This window comes from Arthrobacter sp. 260, from assembly GCF_013116745.1.
Classification (GTDB): domain Bacteria; phylum Actinomycetota; class Actinomycetes; order Actinomycetales; family Micrococcaceae; genus Arthrobacter_D.
Window position 1 is genome coordinate 87,451 of record NZ_JABFOE010000008.1, and the last position, 21,047, is coordinate 108,497.

Annotated in this window: 22 protein-coding genes; 14 read left to right on the forward strand and 8 right to left on the reverse strand. The window is 64.0% G+C overall.

What is annotated here, in order from left to right:
• Nucleotides 1–160 precede the first annotated feature (160 nt).
• The 4 genes from mutM to HMI57_RS10750 form a co-directional block, all read right to left on the reverse strand.
• Nucleotides 161–1,228, reverse strand: coding sequence for a bifunctional DNA-formamidopyrimidine glycosylase/DNA-(apurinic or apyrimidinic site) lyase (mutM, locus tag HMI57_RS10735; protein WP_171586012.1), 1,068 nt, complete (start codon nt 1,226–1,228; stop codon nt 161–163).
• Nucleotides 1,229–1,237: 9 nt separating this feature from the next.
• Entirely contained in the window at nt 1,238–2,065 is an 828-nt protein-coding gene (gene rnc, locus HMI57_RS10740) for a ribonuclease III (protein ID WP_024476179.1), read from the reverse strand.
• Between the two features lie 62 nt (nt 2,066–2,127).
• Nucleotides 2,128–2,331 carry a 50S ribosomal protein L32 gene (rpmF, locus tag HMI57_RS10745; protein WP_024476178.1) on the reverse strand — a complete coding sequence of 68 codons (204 nt, stop codon included), beginning with the start codon at nt 2,329–2,331 and terminating at the stop codon, nt 2,128–2,130.
• Nucleotides 2,332–2,333: 2 nt separating this feature from the next.
• Nucleotides 2,334–2,900, reverse strand: coding sequence for a YceD family protein (locus HMI57_RS10750; protein WP_024476177.1), 567 nt, complete (start codon nt 2,898–2,900; stop codon nt 2,334–2,336).
• A 268-nt stretch (nt 2,901–3,168) separates the two neighbouring features.
• Here HMI57_RS10750 and HMI57_RS10755 point away from each other — a divergent pair, with 268 nt between their 5' ends.
• The 5 genes from HMI57_RS10755 to HMI57_RS10775 all read left to right on the forward strand — a co-directional run bounded on the left by HMI57_RS10755 (nt 3,169) and on the right by HMI57_RS10775 (nt 6,864).
• On the forward strand, nt 3,169–3,759 hold the full coding sequence (locus HMI57_RS10755) for a YdcF family protein (protein WP_171586013.1): 591 nt from the start codon (nt 3,169–3,171) through the stop codon (nt 3,757–3,759).
• Between the two features lie 85 nt (nt 3,760–3,844).
• The gene (locus tag HMI57_RS10760) at nt 3,845–4,249 is read left to right on the forward strand and encodes a TOBE domain-containing protein (protein ID WP_171586014.1); all 405 of its coding nucleotides are present in this window, start codon (nt 3,845–3,847) and stop codon (nt 4,247–4,249) included.
• A gap of 1 nt (nt 4,250) precedes the next feature.
• Nucleotides 4,251–5,024 carry a molybdate ABC transporter substrate-binding protein gene (gene modA, locus HMI57_RS10765; protein ID WP_171586015.1) on the forward strand — a complete coding sequence of 258 codons (774 nt, stop codon included), beginning with the start codon at nt 4,251–4,253 and terminating at the stop codon, nt 5,022–5,024.
• The gene (locus tag HMI57_RS10770) at nt 5,021–5,830 is read left to right on the forward strand and encodes an ABC transporter permease (protein ID WP_346655190.1); all 810 of its coding nucleotides are present in this window, start codon (nt 5,021–5,023) and stop codon (nt 5,828–5,830) included. The genes modA and HMI57_RS10770 overlap by 4 nt, the downstream gene beginning before the upstream one ends.
• Entirely contained in the window at nt 5,827–6,864 is a 1,038-nt protein-coding gene (locus HMI57_RS10775) for an ABC transporter ATP-binding protein (protein ID WP_171586016.1), read from the forward strand. Before HMI57_RS10770 ends, HMI57_RS10775 begins: the two co-directional genes overlap by 4 nt.
• Here HMI57_RS10775 and HMI57_RS10780 read toward each other — a convergent pair.
• Both HMI57_RS10780 and coaD read right to left on the reverse strand, forming a co-directional pair.
• The gene (locus HMI57_RS10780) at nt 6,861–7,091 is read right to left on the reverse strand and encodes a hypothetical protein (protein ID WP_171586017.1); all 231 of its coding nucleotides are present in this window, start codon (nt 7,089–7,091) and stop codon (nt 6,861–6,863) included. The two genes, HMI57_RS10775 and HMI57_RS10780, sit on opposite strands and share 4 nt — an antisense overlap.
• Nucleotides 7,092–7,145: 54 nt before the next feature.
• Nucleotides 7,146–7,616 carry a pantetheine-phosphate adenylyltransferase gene (gene coaD / locus HMI57_RS10785; protein ID WP_171586018.1) on the reverse strand — a complete coding sequence of 157 codons (471 nt, stop codon included), beginning with the start codon at nt 7,614–7,616 and terminating at the stop codon, nt 7,146–7,148.
• 78 nt (nt 7,617–7,694) lie between these two features.
• On the opposite strand from coaD, the gene HMI57_RS10790 reads away from it, so the two are divergent.
• The 9 genes from HMI57_RS10790 (at nt 7,695) to HMI57_RS19550 (ending at nt 18,628) form a co-directional block, all read left to right on the forward strand.
• A complete protein-coding gene (locus tag HMI57_RS10790; RefSeq protein WP_171586019.1) occupies nt 7,695–8,933 on the forward strand; it encodes an aminotransferase class I/II-fold pyridoxal phosphate-dependent enzyme in 1,239 nt (412 codons plus the stop codon).
• Between the two features lie 11 nt (nt 8,934–8,944).
• Nucleotides 8,945–9,742, forward strand: a complete 798-nt coding sequence (locus HMI57_RS10795; RefSeq protein ID WP_346655191.1) for a fused MFS/spermidine synthase — start codon at nt 8,945–8,947, stop codon at nt 9,740–9,742.
• 184 nt (nt 9,743–9,926) lie between these two features.
• Nucleotides 9,927–10,217: a DUF1540 domain-containing protein gene (locus HMI57_RS10800; RefSeq protein WP_171586021.1), complete on the forward strand. Its 291-nt coding sequence runs from the start codon at nt 9,927–9,929 to the stop codon at nt 10,215–10,217.
• A 296-nt stretch (nt 10,218–10,513) separates the two neighbouring features.
• Nucleotides 10,514–11,812: a glycosyltransferase gene (locus HMI57_RS10805; protein ID WP_171586022.1), complete on the forward strand. Its 1,299-nt coding sequence runs from the start codon at nt 10,514–10,516 to the stop codon at nt 11,810–11,812.
• A complete protein-coding gene (locus tag HMI57_RS10810; protein WP_228721058.1) occupies nt 11,799–13,097 on the forward strand; it encodes a glycosyltransferase family 4 protein in 1,299 nt (432 codons plus the stop codon). Before HMI57_RS10805 ends, HMI57_RS10810 begins: the two co-directional genes overlap by 14 nt.
• Nucleotides 13,094–14,227, forward strand: a complete 1,134-nt coding sequence (locus HMI57_RS10815; protein ID WP_216607353.1) for a glycosyltransferase family 4 protein — start codon at nt 13,094–13,096, stop codon at nt 14,225–14,227. The genes HMI57_RS10810 and HMI57_RS10815 overlap by 4 nt, the downstream gene beginning before the upstream one ends.
• On the forward strand, nt 14,224–16,137 hold the full coding sequence (locus HMI57_RS10820; protein WP_228721059.1) for an ABC transporter ATP-binding protein: 1,914 nt from the start codon (nt 14,224–14,226) through the stop codon (nt 16,135–16,137). The genes HMI57_RS10815 and HMI57_RS10820 overlap by 4 nt, the downstream gene beginning before the upstream one ends.
• Complete coding sequence (locus tag HMI57_RS10825; protein WP_171586023.1) at nt 16,134–17,402, forward strand: phosphotransferase; 1,269 nt, start codon at nt 16,134–16,136, stop codon at nt 17,400–17,402. Before HMI57_RS10820 ends, HMI57_RS10825 begins: the two co-directional genes overlap by 4 nt.
• Entirely contained in the window at nt 17,399–18,628 is a 1,230-nt protein-coding gene (locus HMI57_RS19550; protein WP_171586024.1) for a phosphotransferase, read from the forward strand. The genes HMI57_RS10825 and HMI57_RS19550 overlap by 4 nt, the downstream gene beginning before the upstream one ends.
• A 151-nt stretch (nt 18,629–18,779) precedes the next feature.
• Here HMI57_RS19550 and rsmD read toward each other — a convergent pair whose 3' ends face one another.
• Together rsmD and HMI57_RS10840 are read right to left on the reverse strand one after the other, a co-directional pair.
• The gene (rsmD, locus tag HMI57_RS10835; protein ID WP_171586025.1) at nt 18,780–19,358 is read right to left on the reverse strand and encodes a 16S rRNA (guanine(966)-N(2))-methyltransferase RsmD; all 579 of its coding nucleotides are present in this window, start codon (nt 19,356–19,358) and stop codon (nt 18,780–18,782) included.
• Nucleotides 19,359–19,514: 156 nt separating this feature from the next.
• Nucleotides 19,515–20,999, reverse strand: a complete 1,485-nt coding sequence (locus HMI57_RS10840) for an HNH endonuclease signature motif containing protein (RefSeq protein ID WP_171586026.1) — start codon at nt 20,997–20,999, stop codon at nt 19,515–19,517.
• Between the last annotated feature and the right edge of the window lie 48 nt (nt 21,000–21,047).

Consider the following 21,047-nt stretch of genomic DNA (forward strand, 5'->3'; position numbering starts at 1 on the left):
ATTGCACGTTAGTCCCGCAGGCGCGATGCCCGCGGGAGGGGATTGCCCACTATGTGGGCAAGTCACCTATGTGGGCAAGTCACCGGCTGTGGAGGATCAGTTGGTCCCGCTTGAGACGCGGGGACCCCCGGATGGGAGGCGGGGATCCGGAATGTTCTGTTTACCAGCGCCCGTTCCGGGGCTTCGGCTGGCATCGGGGGCAGCTGAACGAGGACCGGTTCATGAATATTTCACGCCGGATCAGGGAGCTGCCGTGGAAATCCGGGTCCGAGGCACAGCGGAGGCACGGTTCCCCTTCCCTTCCGTAGGCGTTGAGGGACCGCGCGAAGTACCCCGAGGCCCCGTTGACGTTGACGTACAGGGAATCAAAGCTGGTGCCGCCGGCGTCCAGTGCGCGCAGCATGACCTCGCGACAGGCGTCGATCAGACGGAGCGCGTCGCCCCGTCGCATCGTGTCGGTGGGTCGGGCGTAGTGCACGCGGGCAGCCCAGAGAGCCTCATCAGCGTAGATATTGCCGATGCCCGAGACCAGCGACTGATCCAGCAGTGCCCGCTTGATGCCTGTCTTGCGCCGGCGCACCAACGCAAAAAAGTCGTCAAAAGAGAACGCCGGGTCCAGCGGGTCGCGCGCAATGTGGGCAGCCTCGACAGGGATCAGCGGCAGCGGGCTTTCACCGAGGCCACCGGCGTGCCCGTCGGCAGTGGGAATCATCGATGTCACGAAAAGGCCGCCGAAGATGCGCTGATCGACGAACCGCAATTCACGCGGCAGCGGTCCCCCGTCGGCCGAGGACGCCGCGGAGAGCGTCAGCCGGACCCGGAGGTGTTTTTCCTCAGCGGCTTCGGCGTCCTGGACCAGCAGTTGGCCACTCATTCCCAGATGCGCCATCAGAGCCACCGGGGGTGCAGCGGTTCCTAAAGCTGCAGAAGCGTCTGCGGCGCCAGCTGTCGCCGCGGTGCCTGTTGCGCCGGCCACGCCGGAAGCGTCCAACAGGCCAGTGGACCCTTGAGAGTCTGTGCCGGCGGCCAGCGGGAGCCACAGGAACTTGCCCCGGCGCACGACGTCCAGGACACGGGAGCCCACCAGATTGCCGGTGAAGTCCTCACCGCCGAGGGCGTGGCGGCGGATTGATCGCGGGTCGAGGATGTCGACGTCGTCAATGGTGCGTCCCAGGACCCAGCGGGCGAGGCCGCGGCGCACCACCTCGACCTCGGGGAGCTCCGGCATGGTGTGTGCTTAGGCCGACGCAGCGGAGGCCGCGTCGGAGGAGCTGATGACGGGGTCAGGAACAGCAGCAGCGCCGTTGGGGCGACTTCCGTCGTGATCGACGTTGGCCACTTCAACCGGAACCATTACCGTGTGGACGGCCGTCTTGGGCTCGGCGGCGAGGACCCGGAGCATCTGCCAGGACGCCGCTGCAGCTTCCTGTTCGGCTTCCTTCTTGGATGGCCCCGATCCGGAGCCGTACGGCTTGCCGCCGACCGTGAGGAGTGCTTCGAAGGTGCGGGCGTGGTCGGGGCCGAACCCCGTGACCTTGTAGTCGATGGTGCCCAGCCGGCGCGCGGCGGCGATCTCCTGGATATTGGTCTTCCAGTCGGTGCCGGCTCCCATAGCGGCAGCGCTTCCCAGCAGGGGACCCACGAGGCGCATCACCATCGCCCGGGCTACTTCGATCCCGTTGCTCAGGTAGGTCGCGCCAATGACCGCTTCCATGGTGTCGGCAAGGATCGATGCCTTGTTCCGACCGTTGGTCAGCTTCTCCCCCTGACCCAGCAGCACATGCTGGCCCAACTCCAGGTCGCGGGCAATCCCGGCCAGAGCACGGGTGCTGACGACGGCGGAGCGCCGCTTGGCAAGGTCGCCCTCGGACAGGTCAGGGTTGTCCCGGTACAGCGCGTCCGTGACCGCCAGGCCCAGCACCGAATCGCCGAGAAACTCGAGGCGTTCGTTGGTGGGAATGCCCCCGTGCTCATAGGCAAAGGAGCGGTGTGTCAGGGCAAGACGAAGCGTCTCGGCGTCAATAGAGACACCGAGACGCTTCAAAAGGTCTTCAGTATTAGCCACGTCTACTTACGCATTCGCATAAGAACGCTACAGGCACGGCGATGCCGGGCACGCAGCGGTCGTTAGACGTCGGCTACTTTGCGTCCCTTGTACTCAAGGAACAGTGCAGTGCCAGCGGAGTCGGTGACTACCTTGGCCTGGTGAGCCAGGCTGTAGGTAACGCGGCCGTTCTCCACGGTCTTCACCAGTTTGGGGGCAGTTGCCTTCCACTGGGACCGACGTGCACGGGTATTCGAGCGGGACATTTTCCGCTTAGGAACAGCCACGACTAACTCTCTTCTCTCTCGACAGACTCTGTACTTGCTGCCGCGTCGCTTGACGCTGCAGTGCCGGTCAGCCCGGTAAGGGCCGCCCAGCGGGGATCCAAAATTTCGTGCTGATGATCGGGGTCATCCGCGAGGCGGGCTCCACATTCAGAGCACAGACCCTCGCAGTCCTCCCGGCACACCGGCTGGAACGGCAGTGACGTTACCACTGCGTCCCGAAGCACCGGCTCAAGATCAATTGAATCCCGATCAACCCGGTGCTCTTCAACAGGTTCTTCTCCCTCGGACAACTCGACGTCGTCGTAGTAGAAAAGCTCCTGCACATCGACGCTGCTGCTGTACTTGATGGGATCCAGGCACCGGCCGCATTCGCCCACAATCTCGACGTCTGCGGTACCTGATACCAGGATTCCTTCGTGTACAGCCTCCAGTCTCAGATCCAGCTCCACGGGGGAACCTTCCTGAACACCGATGAGAACCACACCGAAATCCTTTGGTGCGGGTACATGTTCTTCGATTGTTCGCATGCTGCCCGGGCTGCGCCCGAGGTCCTTGACGTTGAAAATCAAAGGCGAACTGAGATCGCTCTTAATGGGAACTCCTGTAGAACATATGACCGACGTATCATCTTAGCCTGATAAGCCCGTCCGGCTCAAACCAGAGCCAACGGGTCCGGCAAGCGACAGCCGCCGACGACGACGGCTAGTGCCGCTCATGCCCCACCTCACCACGGATTGGGGGCAGAGCCAAACGCGCCACGCGGGTGTGGTCCGGTCTTTGCTGGGCTTTGCGGGAGGTTCAGTACGCTCGTGTCCGCCTGCCCGTAAGGTTGATCCGGTGAGAATCCCCCCGACCCGCGTGCTGTGGCGATCGCTGCAACGGTCGACGGCGGTGCTGGTGGCGCTGACCTGCGTCTGGCTACTCTCCTGCTATTCCCTCTTCATCAATCCCCCGGTGTACAGCCCGGACTATGTGGCAAGCGTTGACGCTGATGCGGTGGTGGTCCTAGGTGGCGACAGTTCCGAGCGACTCCCCCTTGCCGAGGAATTGGTGGCGGCAGGGCACGCACCGGTTCTTGCGATCTCCCGGACAGACACCCCGGGGAACGTCGACGCCGACCGGCTCTGCAGGCGACCGGCACACGTCTCCCGGGTCTGCTTTGAACCCGACCCCCTCACCACCCGCGGCGAAGCACGGGCGTTCGCGCGGCTCGCAGCCGACCGGAACTGGGACACGGTCCTGGTGGTGACCTCGGACTATCACGCCCTGCGGGCGTTCACCAACCTTCGTCAATGCTCGGACACCAGGATGGTCATGGTGCCCTCAACGCCGGATCATGGGCTGGTCGGCTGGCTGCCCCGGTTTGTCGAGGAGACTGCCGCGCTGGCGGCCACCCACCTGCGGCCTGTCTGCGCAAACCAGATCTAGCCGGGGATTCAAGGCTCGCCGGCGAAGGCTGATGACCGCCTGATAGAGCCCAATTTCCCGCATCTGCAGGTATAGACTGGCGTTCATGACGCAGATACGGGTCAAAGATGCAGCCCACTACCTGGGAGTCAGCACCGACACGGTGCGGCGCTGGGTGGAAGACGGCACCCTGACCAGCACCAAATCCGCAACCGGCATCACGATGCTCGACGGCCTGGAACTCGCCCACCTGGCCCGTCGCCGAGCTGTCCTGCCCGAGGACCCGTCAGGGATGGAGAGCTCCGCCCGGAACCGGTTCGTGGGCCTGGTGACCCGGGTAGTGACCGACAAAGTGATGGCCCAGGTGGAACTCCAGTGCGGGCCCCACCGGGTGGTGTCACTGATGAGCGCCGAAGCAGTCCGTGAGTTGGAGTTAGAGCCGGGCTCGGTAGCCGTCGCGGTAGTCAAGTCGACCACCGTCATCGTCGAAACTCCCGGAAGGAAGTCCTGAGATGCGGCTCCCCCACGGGATTCTCGCCGTCTTGTCCTTGGCAACAGTCTTGGGGTTGACCGCCTGCGGAACCTCAGCTGATACCTCCGAAGCGGCAGATGCTGACCAGAGCCTGACCGTGTTCGCTGCAGCGTCGCTGCAGTCCACTTTCACTGAACTCGGTGAGCAGTACGAGGCAACGCACCCGGGCACCACCGTCACCTTCAGCTTTGCCGGGTCCTCTGATCTGGCCACCCAGTTGATGGCTGGCGCCCCCGCTGATGTGTTTGCCTCGGCAGACACCCTCACGATGGACCGGGTGGCGGCCGAAGAGCTGATTGACGGGCAACCTGAACCTTTTGCCACTAACACGCTCACCATAGGGGTGCCCCAGGGCAACCCTGCAGGCATCACCAGCTTCGAGGACCTGTCCGACCCCGGCACCCGGGTGGTCCTGTGCGCGCCGCAGGTGCCGTGCGGGGCCGCTGCAGCGACGGCCCAGGAGGCTGCAGGAATAACGGTGAACGCGGTCAGCGAGGAGGCGTCGGTCACCGACACCCTGGGCAAGATCCGCTCCGGTGAAGCCGATGCCGGTCTGGTCTATGTCACCGACGTGCTCGCTGCAGGTGACAGCGTGGAGGGGATAGCGTTCCCCGAGGCGATGGACGCTCTCACCACCTACCCGGTGGCCGCCGTGGCAGGCGGGAACAGCGAGCATGCCCAGGGTTTCATTGACCTGGTGACGTCTCCGGTGGGCCAGCAGTTGCTCACCGACGCAGGTTTCGGTGCACCGTGAGCACCACGACCCGGGCGATCCGGCATGAAATCCCGCGGTGGGTGTTTGTGCTCGCCGCCGGCGGTGCCCTGTTCGTGACGTTGCCCCTGGTAGCGATGATCGCGCAGGTGAACTGGTCGCAGTTCGTCCAGTTGATCACCTCGGAGTCCTCGGTGGCGGCGCTCGGTCTCAGCCTGCGTACCTCGGCTATCGCCACCGTGCTGTGCGTCGTGTTTGGCGTGCCGATGGCACTGGTGCTCGCGCGCACCGACTTCCCCGGCCAGCAAATCCTGCGGGCGCTCGTGCTCCTGCCGCTCGTCCTCCCGCCAGTGGTCGGCGGCATAGCGTTGCTCTACACCTTTGGCCGGCAGGGACTGGTGGGGTCCAGCCTCGAGGTGCTGGGAGTCAGTATTGCGTTCTCGACGACCGCTGTCGTCATTGCCCAGACCTTCGTGGCATTGCCCTTCCTGGTGCTCAGCCTTGAAGGGGCCATCAGATCAGCCGGCAGCCGGTACGAGGCGGTCGCCGCGACGCTGGGTGCCCGGCCCGGAACTGTGCTCCGCCGGATTACCCTGCCCCTGGTGTTACCGGGCCTGATCTCCGGGATGGTGCTGTCCTTCGCGCGGGCGTTGGGCGAGTTTGGAGCCACCCTGACCTTTGCGGGCAGCCTGCAGGGGATTACCCGTACCCTTCCCCTGGAAATCTATCTGCAGCGCGAGGCAGACCCGGATGCCGCCGTCGCGCTCTCACTGGTCCTCGTGGTGGTGGCGGTGCTGGTGGTCGGTCTTGCACACCGCAGCCGCCCCCAGAGCGGCGGCGCACAATGAGCCTCACGGCAGATGTGCAGGTGGCAGCCCGCAGCCTGGCGGTCCAGCTGACCGTGGAGGAGGGCGAAACGGTTGCCGTCCTCGGTCCCAACGGCGCCGGCAAGTCGACATTGCTCGCCGTGCTCGCCGGTCTTCTGCGTCCCGACGGGGGCAGCGCCACCCTGGACGACACCACCTTGTTTGCAGAGGGAATCTGGCTGCCACCGTATGCCAGGGGTGTCTCTCTGTTGGCGCAGGAGCCGCTGTTGTTTCCGCATCTGAGCGTGCTGGACAATGTGGCGTTCGGTCCGCGCAGCCAGGGAGCCAGCCGGGAGGAGTCCCGGGCAGAAGCTCTGAGGTGGCTGGGCGAGGTGGAGGCGACGGAGTTTGCTGACCGACGTCCGTCGGAATTGTCCGGTGGGCAGGCGCAACGGGTGGCAGTGGCACGTGCTCTGGCGACCCACCCGCGACTGCTGTTGCTCGACGAACCCATGGCTGCCCTGGATATCGCAGTGACCCCGGCGATGCGACGGACCCTGAAACGGGTGTTGGCAGGACGCAGCGCGATCATCGTCACCCACAGCGTGCTGGACGCCCTGATGCTCGCGGACCGCACCATCATCATCCAGGCAGGACGGGTTGTTGAGGCGGGACCCACCCGCGACGTGCTCGAACGGCCGCGCAGTGCTTTCGGCGCGAGCCTCGCCGGGTTGAACCTGGTGAGCGGCACCAGCACGACCGGCGGCCTGGTCACCGGGGATGGTCTCCGGCTGTCGGCGATCGCTGAGGAGTCGCTACCTGACGGCCAGGAGGCCGCAGCGGTATTCAGCCCCCGCGCGGTGTCGGTATTTGTGGTGGAACCGTCCGGCAGTCCGCGCAATGTGCTGCCAGTAGTGGTCAGCGATCTGGAACAGCGCGGCCGTCTGGTCAGCGTCCGCGCCGGTCACCTGAGCGCCGAGATCACCGCCGCAGCCGCGGCAGACCTTGACCTGGTTCCCGGGATGAAGGTGTTCTTCGTGGTCAAGTCCACCGAAGTCGCACTGTACGCGGGCTAGGCTTCCTTCTCGGACTCGCCCTGACTTTCGTCGTCGCGCTCGTCGAGCTCCTCATCGAGCTCTTCCTTGCGGAACTCCGTTTCGGGGTTGGGCTGGCCCTGTTCGACGTATTCCTCGTCAATCTGGCGGTGGACCTTGCTGTTAAGCACTTCAACTTCCCCGTCAGCCAGGGGGTCAAGGTCCTCGGGAAACGGATCTTCGGGCGTCAGGCGGGTCTTGTCGTTCATAGGTTCAGACTACTTCATCAGTCTTCCCCGCAGAGCGCACCAGGCCAGCTAGGACTACTGACGATTCAGCCGTTTCAGCACACCCTTGGGGACGAACGGAGAAATGTCGCCGCCCAGCGAAGCGACCTCCTTGAGGAGCGTCGAGGAGAGATGGGTGTAGCTGTTCTCCGCCGGAATGAACACGGTTTCGACGCCGGTGAGCTGGCGGTTCATGGTGGCCATGGGCAGCTCATAGTCGAAGTCCTGGCTGGAACGCAGTCCCTTGACGATCAGGTTCGCGCCGTGGGAACGGCAGAATTCGGCGAGCAGTCCCTCCCCCATGGGCAGCACCGAGACGCCGCGGAGATAGGTGAGGGTTTCGCGTGCGCTGGCCAGCCGTTCCTCCAGATCGAACCGGTAGTTCTTGGCCGGGTTGGTCGATACTGCAACGATCACCTCATCGAAGAGGCTGGCTGCACGGGCGATGACCTCCACGTGTCCGTTGTGGATGGGGTCAAAGGATCCGGGGCACACTGCTCGACGCATGCTTCGAATCTACAGGGCATTGCGGTGTGGCACAGCCGGGCTGAACGACGGGGCGAGAAAACCGTAATACTTGAGTCCATGAGTACATCAACTTCTTCGCTGGTGACCGACACTGCCGCAACTCCCACGCCGTGGCAACGGACGGCGTCGGGCGCCAACCTGTTGGCCTCTGACGGGCGACTGGGTGTGACAATCTTCGAGGAGATCACCATGCTGGCGGGGCGGCATGAGGCCATCAACCTCGGCCAGGGATTCCCTGACGAAGACGGGCCCGCCGAGATCCTTGACGCAGCCCGTGCAGCGATTGCCGCCGGAGCCAACCAGTATGCCCCCGGCCAGGGTCTGCCAGTGCTCCGGGAGGCCATCGCGGCCCATCAGGAACGGTTCTACGGCCTGACCCCCGACCCCCATACCGAGACGATCGTCAGTACCGGCGCAACCGAGGGGATCGCATCCGCGGTGCTGGCACTCGCTGGACCCGGCGACGAGGTGCTCACCTTTGAACCGTTCTACGACTCCTACGGCGCGATCATTGGTCTGAGCGGGGCCACCCACACCACCGTTGCCCTCTCGGCGCCCGATTTCCAGCCCGATCTCGACGAGCTGGAACGGGCGGTGACCGGCTCCACCCGGATCATCCTGCTCAACAACCCGCACAACCCGACGGGCACCGTGTTCACCCGGGAGGTACTGCAGAAGATTGTGGACCTCGCGGTGAAACACGACGCCGTGATTGTCACCGACGAGGTCTACGAGCACCTCACCTTCGGGGTGGCGCATCTGCCCATCGCGTCACTGCCGGGAGCGACGGACCGCACCCTCACCATTTCCTCGGCCGGCAAAACCTTCTCGGTGACCGGATGGAAGATCGGCTGGATCACCGGGCCGCAGGAACTCATTTCGGCGGTGCGGACGGTCAAGACGTTCCTTACCTACAGCTCCGGCACCCCGTTCCAGAGCGCCGTCGCCCACGGTCTGGGCCTGGACGACGGGTTCTTCGAGGCAACCGCCGCCACCCTGCAAACGAAACGGGACATCCTCAGCGCCGGGTTGAAAGCCGCCGGGTTTGATGTCTTCTCCCCGCAGGGTACCTACTTTGTGAACGTCGATACCGCACCGTTGGGCATCAGCGACGCCACCGCTCTGGCGCGGCGGTTGCCGGAGCTTGTGGGGGTGGCTGCCATCCCCGTGGCGGTGTTCTGCCATCCCGACGGCGCAGCCCGCACCAGTTCGCTTCTGCGGTTTGCGTTCTGCAAGAAGACCGCGGTGCTGCAGGAGGCTGCGGACCGGCTCGCGACGCTGAGCGCCCGGCTGTGAAGGGTGTGGAAGTGGCCGCAGACGAGGACGGCTCGGTGCCCACTGTGCAGCTGGCTGGAATTGGCGAGCTTGCTGAAATCGATCAGGATGCCTTTACCGAGGGTGCATTCATTCTCAGTATCGGCGGTGCACAACAATCCCATGTGAATCTGCGGAATCCCGGGAACGTCTTTTATGAGTATTTGCGCCGGATCGCGAATGTGCTGGATATTTTCAGGCCGGCGGGCGAGCCCATCCGGGTGCTGCACCTGGGCGCGGGCGCGCTGACCCTGGCGCGCTATGTCCAGGCCAGGCGCCCCGGTTCCGAGCAGACAGCCGTCGAACTGGAGCGGGAGCTGCTGGACTTTGTGCTGGAGCATCTGCCGCTGCCGGACGGCACCCGGTGTTCAATCGTGATCGATGACGCCCGCGCAGCCCTGGAGCGCTGTGATCCGGGATCCTTTGATGCGGTAGTGCTGGACGTTTTCGCCGGCGCCGATGCGCCGGTCCACCTGACCGATGAAACGTTCTACAGGGCGCTGACCCGGGTGGTGGCACCGGGAGGGGTGGCGCTTGTCAATGTTGGCGACGATCCGCCGCTGACGTTTGCACGCGCCCAGGCACGTCGGCTACGTGCCACCGCCAACGACGTCGTGGTGCTGGCCGATGCCGGGATGATCAGTGGGCAGATGGCAGGAAACATCGTGTTGGTGGGCACCAATTTCTCCTGGCCCGCGGCCTGGTCGCCGTCCCTGGTGGCTGCCGGCCCGCATCCGGGAGTGGTGGTGGCCGGACCTGAGCTGGATGCCTTCTGTTCGGCACAGCAGTAGCCCTGCCCCGGGCTGTGCGGTGTGGGCCATGAAGCCCGAACGACAATACAATCGAAAGCTTCAATACGAAAGCAATAAATGCGCTAATTAAATGTGCGCTATCGAAGTTGTTTTATTCGGTGTTATTTCCTCCATTCAGCAGTACCGTTGAGGGTATAAAGCAACGGGCCCATTAGGAGGAACCATGACAACCGAAGTTGCAAGCGTTTCCGATTGCAGTGTCCATTCGTGCTCTTTCAACCACGACGGTTGCACAGCCTTCGCAATCACTGTTGGTGGTAGCCGGGACCATGCCTCCTGTTCCACCTTCATTGACACCTCAGCGACCGGCGGCCTCCCCATGGTGCTGGCCCACGTGGGTGCCTGCCAGCGCACCGAGTGCACCTTCAACGACCACCTCATGTGCGGAAAGACCGATGTGAAGATCGGCTCCGGCGCTGACACAGCCGATTGCCTGTCCTACCAGCCCCAGTAGGCTGCGCTTCCGCCCTATCGCTCCCCCGCATCTGAAGGTGGGGTACTGCGTTCTCAAGACCCGGCGATCCTCTGTGACCGCCGGGTCTTCGCCTGTCCAGGCGACGGGGATTGCAGGAGCCGGCCGGCTGGTTGTCCGCGACCGTCATGACGTCCGCCTACTGCCCCCGGGTGGGTGCCCATGGAGTCCTGGATGAGAACTCTCTCATAAGCGCCTCACGAACGTCTCATAGGTGGCTGGCTAGATAGAGAACCTGCAGCAGTTACATCACCGCAGGGAAAGATCTGGTCACCGCTATGGAAACGCATTCGCCTCTAGGGCATCACCCGCAGGACGTCGCTGCACAGGAGCTCCCTTACCGGGGGCTTCCAGGACAGGGAGCCTCCTCGAAAGAGCTCCGGGTTGTGCTCTACTCGCACGATTCCCAGGGCCTGGGCCATACCCGACGGAATCTGGCTCTCGCCCACTCGCTGGCAGCCAACCTCCCCGGGCTGACCAACCGCAAGGTCACCGGGCTGCTGGTCACCGGCGAATCCCAGGCAACACGGTTCGACAGCCCCGACGGCTGGGACTGGGTGGTGCTCCCCGGGATTTCCAAGGGCAGCGACGGCTATGTACCCCGCAACCTGGCCATCAACCAAAGCAAACTCATCCGGTTGCGGTCGCAGATTATGGAAGCCGTGCTCTCGGAGTTCCGACCCCATCTGGTGGTGGTGGACCGTCACGCCTTCGGAGTGGACCGCGAACTCATCTCCGCCCTGTCGGACCTGAAGAAGGCACGGCCCAGCTGCAAGGTGGTCCTGGGCCTCCGCGAAATCCTCGACAGCCCCAAGGTGGCGCGCGGGGAATGGGACGCATTGGGCAGCCTGGACCGCCTCCGTGGCTACTTCGACGAACTGTGGGTCTACGGGGATCCTGACATCCACGACCCGGTGGCATCCGGCGAGATTCCGGGCAAGCTGGGCTCGATGGTCCGTTACACCGGATACCTCGCAACCGGTCGCCAGTCGAGGCGTCGCACCGGCACCACGGCGAAGCCGTATGTGCTCACCATGGCCGGTGGTGGATCCGACGGACGGGCGGTGCTGCTCACCGCGGCCCAGGCAACGGTCCCCCATGGCTATGAGCACCTGATCGTCACGGGCCCACAGATGCCCAAGGAGGACCGGGTGCTGATCGAGAAGTCCGCGGCCCCCGGCACCCGGGTCATTTCGATGGTGAGGGACGGCCTCGCCGAGATGAGGGAAGCCTCGGCGATTGTGTCGATGGGTGGCTACAACTCCGTGTGCGAGATCATGAGCACCAACACCCCTGCACTGGTGGTCCCCCGGGTTCATCCCCGCCGGGAGCAGCTGATCCGCGCCGAATCCCTGGCCCGCCACGAACTGATGGACATGTGCCACCCCGACCGATTCACTCCCCAGGTTCTCACCGATTGGTTCGAGACCGTCGTCGGGACGCCAGCACCGCGGCACAACGTGGACCTGAACGGTCTGCACACCGTGGGTGAGTATGCAGCCGAACTGCTCGGCTTCACCGTGCCAACGTCTCATACCGACCTTCGCAGCGATTGGAAGACCCTTGCAGCCGTCTAGTCCGTCCCGCACCGGGTACATCCTGAAGATCTATCCCCGGTTCTCCGAGACCTTCATTGTCACCGAAATCCTCGCGCGGGAAGCCGCCGGAGACGAGCTGGAGATCTTCTCCCTCAGGCCCCCGATCGACCCCCGGTTTCATCCCGAGCTGGGCAGGGTCCAGGCGCCCGTCACGTATGTGTCGAAACCGGCAAAACTGGCCGAGGGCTGGGCCATCATCGCAGCGGCCGAGGGCGTGATCCCCGACTTTGCTGACCGGTTCGCCCGGCTGCTGCCACAGCTGGCCGCCATGGACCCGGTGGAGGTCCACCAGGGTGTCGAGCTCGCCATGCTCCTGTGCCAGCGAGGCATCACCCATGTGCATGCCCATTTCGGGTCGATCGCCGCCCGCACCGCCAAGGCCGCAGCCGAGCTGACGGGCATTTCGTTCTCGTTCACCGCTCACGCCAAGGACATCTTCCATGAAGAGGTGGACCCGGAGGTGCTCCGCAGTCTCATCGGTGCCGCCCACCACGTGGTGACGGTGAGCGATTTCAACCTCAGTTACCTGGGCGGGCTCTTCCCCGAACATCTGGGACGGGTCCATCGGGTCTACAACGGTCTTGAGCTGGAGCGGTTTCCCTTCGCCAGTCCCACCGCGCCCGGACCAATGCTGCGGGTGGCCGCCGTCGGCCGTCTGGTGGAGAAGAAGGGTTTCAACCAGTTGCTTGAGGCCGTGGCTGAACTGGTCCACCGCGGCGTCGTACTCGACGTCCGCATTGCTGGTGGCGGAGAGCTTCACGACCAACTCGCTGACCAGATCACCCGCCACGGACTGGGGACGACCGTTACCCTGCTGGGACCACGGACCCAGGCCGAAGTGATTGATCTACTGCGATGGGCCGATGTGTTCGCCGCACCCTGCCTGGTGGGCCAGGACGGCAACGCCGACGGTCTGCCCACCGTCCTGCTCGAAGCAATGGCGATGGGGGTGCCCTGCATCGCCAGCGACGTCACCGGAATCCCCGAGGTGATTTCCAACGGTGGCGGCGCCCTGGACCCCAGTACGCCCACCGGCGACGGCGCCCGGACCGGGATCCTGATCCGGTCCGGTGTGCACAGCGACCTGGTGGACGCCCTCCAGCAGGTGGCGTCAGTGGACTTCGACCGGCAGGCGGTGGCACTCGCTGCGCGCGGAGTGATCGAACAGTTCTTTGACTCGCACCGACAGTCCGTCAGGTTGCAGGAACTCGAAGCCAGCCTGCAACCGGTCCGCCAGATCGAGGAAGCGGTGGCCTACTCATGATTCGTCTTGCCTATCTCTGCGTGGACCCCGGGGTTCCGGTATTCGGCTCGAAGGGTGCCTCAGTGCACGTGCAGGAGATTATCCGCAGCTGGCGGGCACTCGGTGCCGAGGTCACTGTGTACTGCACCCGGCCCGGAACCGACATCCCGGCAGACCTCGCCGACGTTCGGGTGGTGGTCCACCGCATCCCCAAGGGTGACGGTGCCGCCCGCGAACAGGCACAGGCCACCGCTGCGGCCGAATTGGCGGCCCAGGCCATCGCCGACGGCGCAACGGCTGTCTACGAGCGGTATTCACTCTTCAGTGACGCCCTCGCCCGCATCACGTCAGCGTTGGCCATCCCGGGGTTCCTTGAGGTAAACGCCCCGCTGATCGATGAACAGCGTATCCACCGCTCCCTCGTGGACGAAGAGGGAGCGCTCACGGTGTTGACTCGTCAGGTTGCTGCGGCCTCCAGGACGGTCTGTGTCTCAGAACCCGTTGCCACCTGGGTGAAGGAGCGGGTGGCGAGCGAGGATCAGGCGAAGGTGCTGGTGGTCCCCAACGGGGTCAACGTCGATCGGATCCGGCCCACGGCCGAGGCGGTAGGCATCCCGATGGTGGTGTTCGTCGGGACATTGAAACCGTGGCACGGGGTGGAGACCCTGATTCGGGCCAAGGCTGTCGCGTCGACTGACTGGGCTCTGCGGATCGTGGGAGACGGCCCGGAGGGTCAGCGGCTCCGCGAGCTCGCGGTCGCGCACGGGGCGGCTGTCGAGTTCACCGGTGCCGTCACCCCCGATCTCATCCCGGCCGCGCTGGCAGGGTGTGCCCTGGCGGCTGCACCTTATCCCGAGATGGAAGACGCGAGCGACCAGTACTTTTCTCCGCTGAAGATCTACGAATACTGTGCGGCGGGTCTGCCAGTGGTCGCCTCCCGGGTGGGGCAGGTGCCTTCGATCATTGACGACGGCGTCACCGGACTGCTGGTGGATCCCTCGGATCCTGCAGCGCTGGCAGCCGCCATCGATGACCTTGCCGGTGCTCCGCTGGCCAGGGCAGCGATGTCCGACGCCGCGCGCAGCCTGGCCAGCGATCATCACAGTTGGGACGGCGTCTTGGGGCGCATCACCGAAGGGATCCTGTCATGACCATCGAGAAGACTCCATCAGAGGTCGTTGCTGCTCCCCTGACTCCGGCAATCGTTAGGGCCCCCAAACCGGCGACGCTGCCGACCATCGGCCCCAAGATGGGACGTAGCCCCCTCCGCCGGACCATCAATATTGCGAAGCCACATCTACGCAAACACCGCATGCTGATGAGCGGCGGAGTGGTGGCGTTGCTTTTTGAAGTGATCTTCCGGGTGCTCGAACCCTGGCCGGTCAAGTTTGTGGTGGACGCGATTTCACGCAGCCTGGGAGCAGATCTGGCCGGAACCGGTCCGTTGGCCACCGAGGGCCTTCTCCTCGCGTGTGGTGCGGGTTTGCTGGTGATCATTGGGATGCGGGCGCTGTGCAACTACCTCGCCACTGTGGCGTTCGCGCTGGCTGGTTCGAGGGTTGCGACGGAGCTGCGGGCACGGGTCTTCGAGCACGTGCAGTCCCTGTCCACGCGGTATCACTCATCGGCACGGACCGGCGACACCATCCAGCGGTTGGTGGGCGACGTCGGCCGGCTCCAGGAGGTGGCGGTGAGCGCCGGACTGCCGCTGATCGCCAACTGCATCACCCTGGTGGTGATGGGCGGAGTGATGTTCTGGCTGGATCCGCTGCTCGCCCTCGTGGTGGTCATTGCCTGTGCCAGTTTCCTGCTGCTGTCGCGTGTCAGCACCGGCAAGATCACCGTAGCGGCACGCCGGACCCGGAAAGGCGAGGGCTCACTTGCCAACACCGCTCAGGAGAGTCTGGGCGCTATCCGGGTGGTACAGACCTACGGACTGGAGAAGACCCTTTCTGATCGGTTCGGCAGCAGCAACCAGAAGACCCTCAAAGACGGAGTCCAATCCAGGCGCCTCGCCGCAGCATTGGAACGCCGCACCGACGTCATTGTCGGCGTCGCCACCGCCATCGTGCTGGCGGGCGGCGGATGGCGGGTGGTGCAGGGGGCGATGACTCCCGGCGACCTCGTGCTGTTCCTGATGTACCTGAAAACTTCAATGAAGCCGCTGCGGGATCTGGCCAAGTACACGGGTCGGATTGCCCGCGCGACGGCCTCGGGCGAGCGGGTGGCTGACCTCCTGGACGAACGGGTGGACATTGTTAACGCCCCGAACGCCGTGTCGCTCGGCAAGGTGTGGGGCGACGTGGAGTTCCGCGACATGACTGCTGCTTACGGTGACGGGCAACCGGTCCTGAAGGGCCTGAACCTGGCGCTGGTCGGTGGGCGCAAGACCGCCATTGTGGGGCCATCCGGATCGGGCAAGTCCACGCTGGTGTCGCTGATGGTGCGCATGATGGATCCGGTGTCCGGAACCGCCCACGTGGACGGACATGATCTGCGCACGGTGACGCTTGAGTCGCTGCGGTCGAATATCAGTCTGGTCCTGCAGGATGCGGTGCTGTTCACAGGTACCATCCGGGAGAACATCCGGTATGGCCGGGCGGATGCCACCGACGCCGAGGTAGAACGCGCGGCCGTGCTGGCGAATGCCCACACGTTCATCTCCGGATTCGAGGACGGGTATGACACAGTGGTCGGCGAGCGCGGCGGGACCCTGTCGGGTGGGCAGCGGCAGCGCATCACCATTGCCAGGGCGTTGCTTCGTGATTCGCCAGTAGTCATCCTGGACGAGGTGACAACCGGGTTGGATCAGACGTCACGGACCGAAGTCCTTGCCGGCCTGGCCACCCTGACCGAGGGTCGCACCACCATCACGATCACCCATGAGGCGTCCGTAGCCCTCACCCATGATCGGGTGGTGTGGCTGCAGGATGGGCAGATCCTACTCGACGGGAGCCCCGCCGAACTGATGGACCACCCGATGTTCGCCACCTGGGTCCGTCAACAACAGGCGGCCGATGAGGCGCAGCTCGCCGAGAAGACTGCTGGAGTCCGGGCATGAGGGCCACCGCCGTCCGGTCCCAGGCCGCTCATCCGGCTCTGGCCGTTGATCCAGCCCTTCCCGGACTCGCCGAGTTCTTCGATAGTGACCGGCTCAGCGAGTTGCTGGGTCATCCTGTGTGGGCTGACCGGCTGCGGCACAAGCCCGGTACGTCGGCGGTTGCCCGTCTCCGGGAAGCCGGGGGCGGTATCGGCTGGCTGGCCACCTACAGTCCCGATGCCGCAGCAAAGCTGGAGAAGACGTTCAGCCGGGCGGTCGGCAGCGGTCTGGAGGTCCACCACGTCGCGTTACCCGACTATCCGGAGCACAGCCTGGTGTCGGGACCCATCGAACTGGATCACCGGCTGTACCGCCCCCTGCGGCCGTTCCGAGAAGCCGGGTTCGGCTGGATCTTTGCCGACCGTGCAGTTGAGGTGCTCAACTACAACCCGCAACGCAGGGTGGTGTTTGGGCTTCGCCATCGGGGTGAACGATTGGTGTGCAAACTCGGTGCGGCGCCACCACACGCCGATGGCCAGCTGTTGGCGAAGCTCGCGTCCAGTGGTGTTCCGGTTCTGGAGACCGTTGACAGGTCGGGGTTGCCCACCTCGAGTCATGTGCAGTACTTCAGCTGGTTCGGTTCCGGTGACCTCAGCACCGTGGGCGCCAGCCACCCTTATCCCCTTGAAGCTGCCTCCCCGGGGACGGCGGCCGATGCCGGTGCTGCCTCCTATGCAGCGGGAATGGCGTTGGCGTTGCTTCATCAACAGCCACCCGCCTTTGAGTCACACCGGTGGCGGGCACCGGCCGGATCGCTGATCGATCTGGTGCGGGAGACGTCGTCCCTGCTTCCCGGAATTTCCGATCGGCTGGAGCGGCTGCGTGCTGGACTGGAACCGCTGTTGCGGCGTCCTGGCCGGGCCGCGCTGATTCACGGTGACTTTTCTGCCGACCAGGTACTGGTGGATGGCAGCGACATCCGGCTGACGGATCTGGAGCGATGCACCTACGGTGCGGGCGCATCCGATCTGGGTAGTTTTGCCGCCGTCGAGATCCTGCACAGCATGCCATTGGCGAGGGGCACCGATGTGTTGGCGCTTCCCCGTACTGCGGCGATGCTGGACGGCTACAGCGCTGGCCCCACAGGGGCCACCGAGACGGAGGTGCTGGGGTGGACAGTGTTTCACTTGCTCAACCGCCTGAGTGAGCCTTTTCGATCCTGTTCTCCCACCTGGCGGCAGGACATGGTGAACCAACTAGACCTGATGGAGGACATCCTGTGGTGACAACTATCCCCGCAACCTTGACGGATCGTGCTGGCCGACAACTAAACGTCCACCGGGCATGGCCGCGTGACGGTGGTCGGCTGACCTTTGAGGCGACTGACGCGGATTGCGGCCGGGTCAGGGCAGGCACCATCGGGGCTGACGGCGTGGTGCGTTTGTCGCCATTCGCTGAAGATCCGGTGTTGTCGGGTCTACCCGGTGCTGCGGCGCTGGGTCAGTTGTTGGTCCACCGGTATAAGCGGCGCGCAGTGGTCCGCGATGATGCTGGATTCACCAAGCTGCTGGCTCCCGGCAAGGCTGAGGGGGTGGCAGTTGCCCACCGGTTGATGCGCACGTTGGCGTATCCGTCAGGGATGGTGGTGCCCGACGTCGTAGTGCAAGATCACGACAGCGTCACGTTGACGGCGGTGCATGGAACCAGTTTGCACGAGCTGGGGCGCGGGTCCACTGCAGATGGACATGCGGACGGTGCTGCCACTGAAGACGGGGACGCACGTTGGAACGGGCCCGGTCAGGACAGCGGGACTGGCCGCCCGGCCGGAACTGGTACTTGGGATGGGGCTGGCACCTGGCAGAACGCTTGGCATCAGTGGGCCCAGCGGTGGCCCCGGTTGGCTGTTGCACAGGAGCGCGTCGAACGGGGCAACGTCGTTGAACAGGGCAGTGTTGGACAAGGCAGCGCCGGACAGAGCAGGGTCGCTCTGCCAGCCCACACAGCGCGCGATGAGTGTCGCACCATGGCACGGTGGGTAAACCAGGCGCAGGAGTTTGAGGCGCTGCCTGTTGAACCTGCCCGGCTCCAAAGGGCGTCGGCGCAAGTAGCTCGTTTGCTGATTTCCGGGGCACCACAACAGGCAGTGCTGTCCCATCGCGATCTCCACGACAAGCAGCTGTTGTTCAATCCGGATTCGGGTTCCATAGGGTTGATCGACTGTGACACCGTAGCTGTCGCTGAGCCTGCACTCGATCTGGCGAATCTTCTGGTGCATGTCGACTTCCGGCGAGCGCAGGGTGTCTACTCTGCTGTGGCCGCACAAACAGCCGAACAGTCTGTCCTCACGGCTGCGGCGGCGATGGGTGTGTCAGATGCGCGACTGCAGGCCTACGCGGTGTCGACCAGGCTACGACTGGCGTGCCTGTACGCCTTCAGGCCGCAGCACCAGGCTCTGGCTCACCGTTGGTTTGAGGATCTCGAGACCGACCTCGGAGGAACAGCAGCGGCTTAGTCTGTCGGCCGGGTTGAGCAGGACGAGTCAGGCCGGGTTGAGCAGGACGAGTCAGGCTGATCTCGTCGGTCGCGGGTTGTTCTGCATCTCCGGTCCTCTACTTTCGTGAAAGTCCGGCCGGCCTCCCCCCACCCGCGAGATCGTCCATCGCCTACAGACGAGCTGCCGTCGGTTCGGCGAACCATAGCCTGGTTTCGCCGTACTTCTTCTCGGCGAAACGTTCCAGTCCAGCGGGCCAGTCTGGCTCCTGCGAGCGCGATGAGCGTTCCAGAACAACAACTGCACCCTTTGCCAGATGGGGAACGAGCGTTGCGAGAATAGTGGTCAGCGATTCGTTTTCCACCGGATAGGGAGGATCCATCAGAACCAGATCCCATTGATCCTCCGAAGTGACGCGGTCAAGGTAGGTTTCCACCTTCAGGTGGTGGACCCGAACGGTCTGCTGTTTGAGGGTCTTGTTGACGAGGTCGGCATTTGATCGGCTGACTGCGGCTGCCTTGTCGGCCGACTCCACCAAATCAACGATCTTCGCTCCCCTGCTGGCGCTTTCAACCCCGAGTGATCCGGACCCCGAGAAAAGGTCAAGCACCCGGGCGTCCGCGATGACCTCATAGGCATCCAGACGGGAGAAGAGCGCCTCCTTCACCCGATCGGTGGTGGGTCGCGTAGCGGTGCCAGGGACACTCAAAAGGGGTAGGCCGCCGGCAGCTCCAGCGATGATTCGACTCATGATTCAACTCTATCGACTCGGGATGGCCTGCTCGTGCGCCTTCACCCTCCCCATACACTGACCCTTCACCCCTCACGCCTGACCCCACCCGCTCACCCGACACCCATGTCCGTCCACCCCTCACGCCTCACCGCTATAGCAACTTCTCGCCAGGGCTCACCTCAGGAGGGTTCGGTGTCGATCGCGGTGATAGTGGTTTTGCCTCGGTCTCTGGGCGGGATCAATGTACCGGGGAGGAACGAACCAGGGAACCTGGTCCTTTACCTCAATGGCCCAGTCCCCCTGATGGACCAGATGGTGGTGTCTGCTACAGAGCAACACACCGTTGTCGATGCTGGTCGCTCCGCCGCGACTCCAATGGGTGATGTGGTGACCTTCTGTCCACGGAGAGGGCATCATGCAATCCGGGAAAGCACATCCACCGTCCCGCGCCACAAGGGCTTTGCGGAGTGTAGGAGTAAACAAACGACGCAGCTGTCCTACGTCAAGAATTTGGCCCTGGGAACCGAGGACAACAGGGAGAACATTCGCGTCGCAAGCAATCCGCCGAATCGACTGTGCCCCCATCAAACCGCCAAAGGCAGCGCTACCTCCCCGGCCTACCTCAGCGGCCAGCTCCTTGTAGTCAGTGGTGACCAGAATCTGGGGCCTCATACCGCCGGCTGTCGACAGGTCGTTGCTGGCCAATGCAATCCCACAAGCACCCACCAAGCCATCGAGAAGCTGCTGCGCCCAGGTTGACCGATCCAACTCATCCTCAGAAGCGGCGCCCTGATGCTGTTCGCCCCGCCCCGGAACCTGATCGGTTCCACATAGTTTTTCGGTGTCGGCAACAGACAACCCGGCTCTGGCCCGAGGGTTGGTTGCTGAATACATTACAGTGGCAAGGCTTTCGAACTGATCATCCGTAGCTGCGATCTCCAGGTAATGCAGCCCTCGCCGCTTCCCCCGTAGAAAGACGCCCTGTCGAACGCGCAGCATCTCCTCGGTCGGCTCGGCACCATCAGGATTGAGAACGTCCTCCCAGCGGCGAATCAGTACCCTCAGCAAATCAGGGTCAGATTCAGCTGCGTGTCGCGTGAGCGCCAACTCCATGGCACCAAGATCCTGAACGGATGCACACGGCCTCATTCGTTCAACCGCCGCGCTGATCAGGGTGGCCGCCTGTCCGCTAACGGTAGATTGTGCGACTGCAGAGGCGAGATGTTCAAGTTTAGGTACACCCGGCTCGCCAGTGAGCTGCAACAATGGCAGCACCTGCCCGGATAACTGGATGCGCCGCTTCGCCTCGCTTCGGCTGACCCGCAGCGTGTTCCGAAGGTATTCAGCATTGTCCCTGCACCCGGTCCGATTCGTGGACCCGTCAGTAGCCTTGCCGCCCAAAGCCGAAAGGTTCAAGCGCTTATCTGACTCACCAACAACTGCAACATTCTGGTGCTCGATCGCATGGGCGCTAATGAGCTGAAGCTGCTCCACGGTCCTGCCAACCGTTTCGATGGCGATCGCGTTCTTGGCGAGTTCGCTGGTAGGCATCACCAGACCCGACACACGGAGGACCGCAGCGATCGAAGCCAGTTCCGAGTTCAGCCAGGCCAGATACTGAGCGGTATCTGTCTGCTGCTCGAAGGGTGCGATAGCCATAGATCAATTTTATCGAACACATATTCGAATGGGCCAGCAAATATTGCC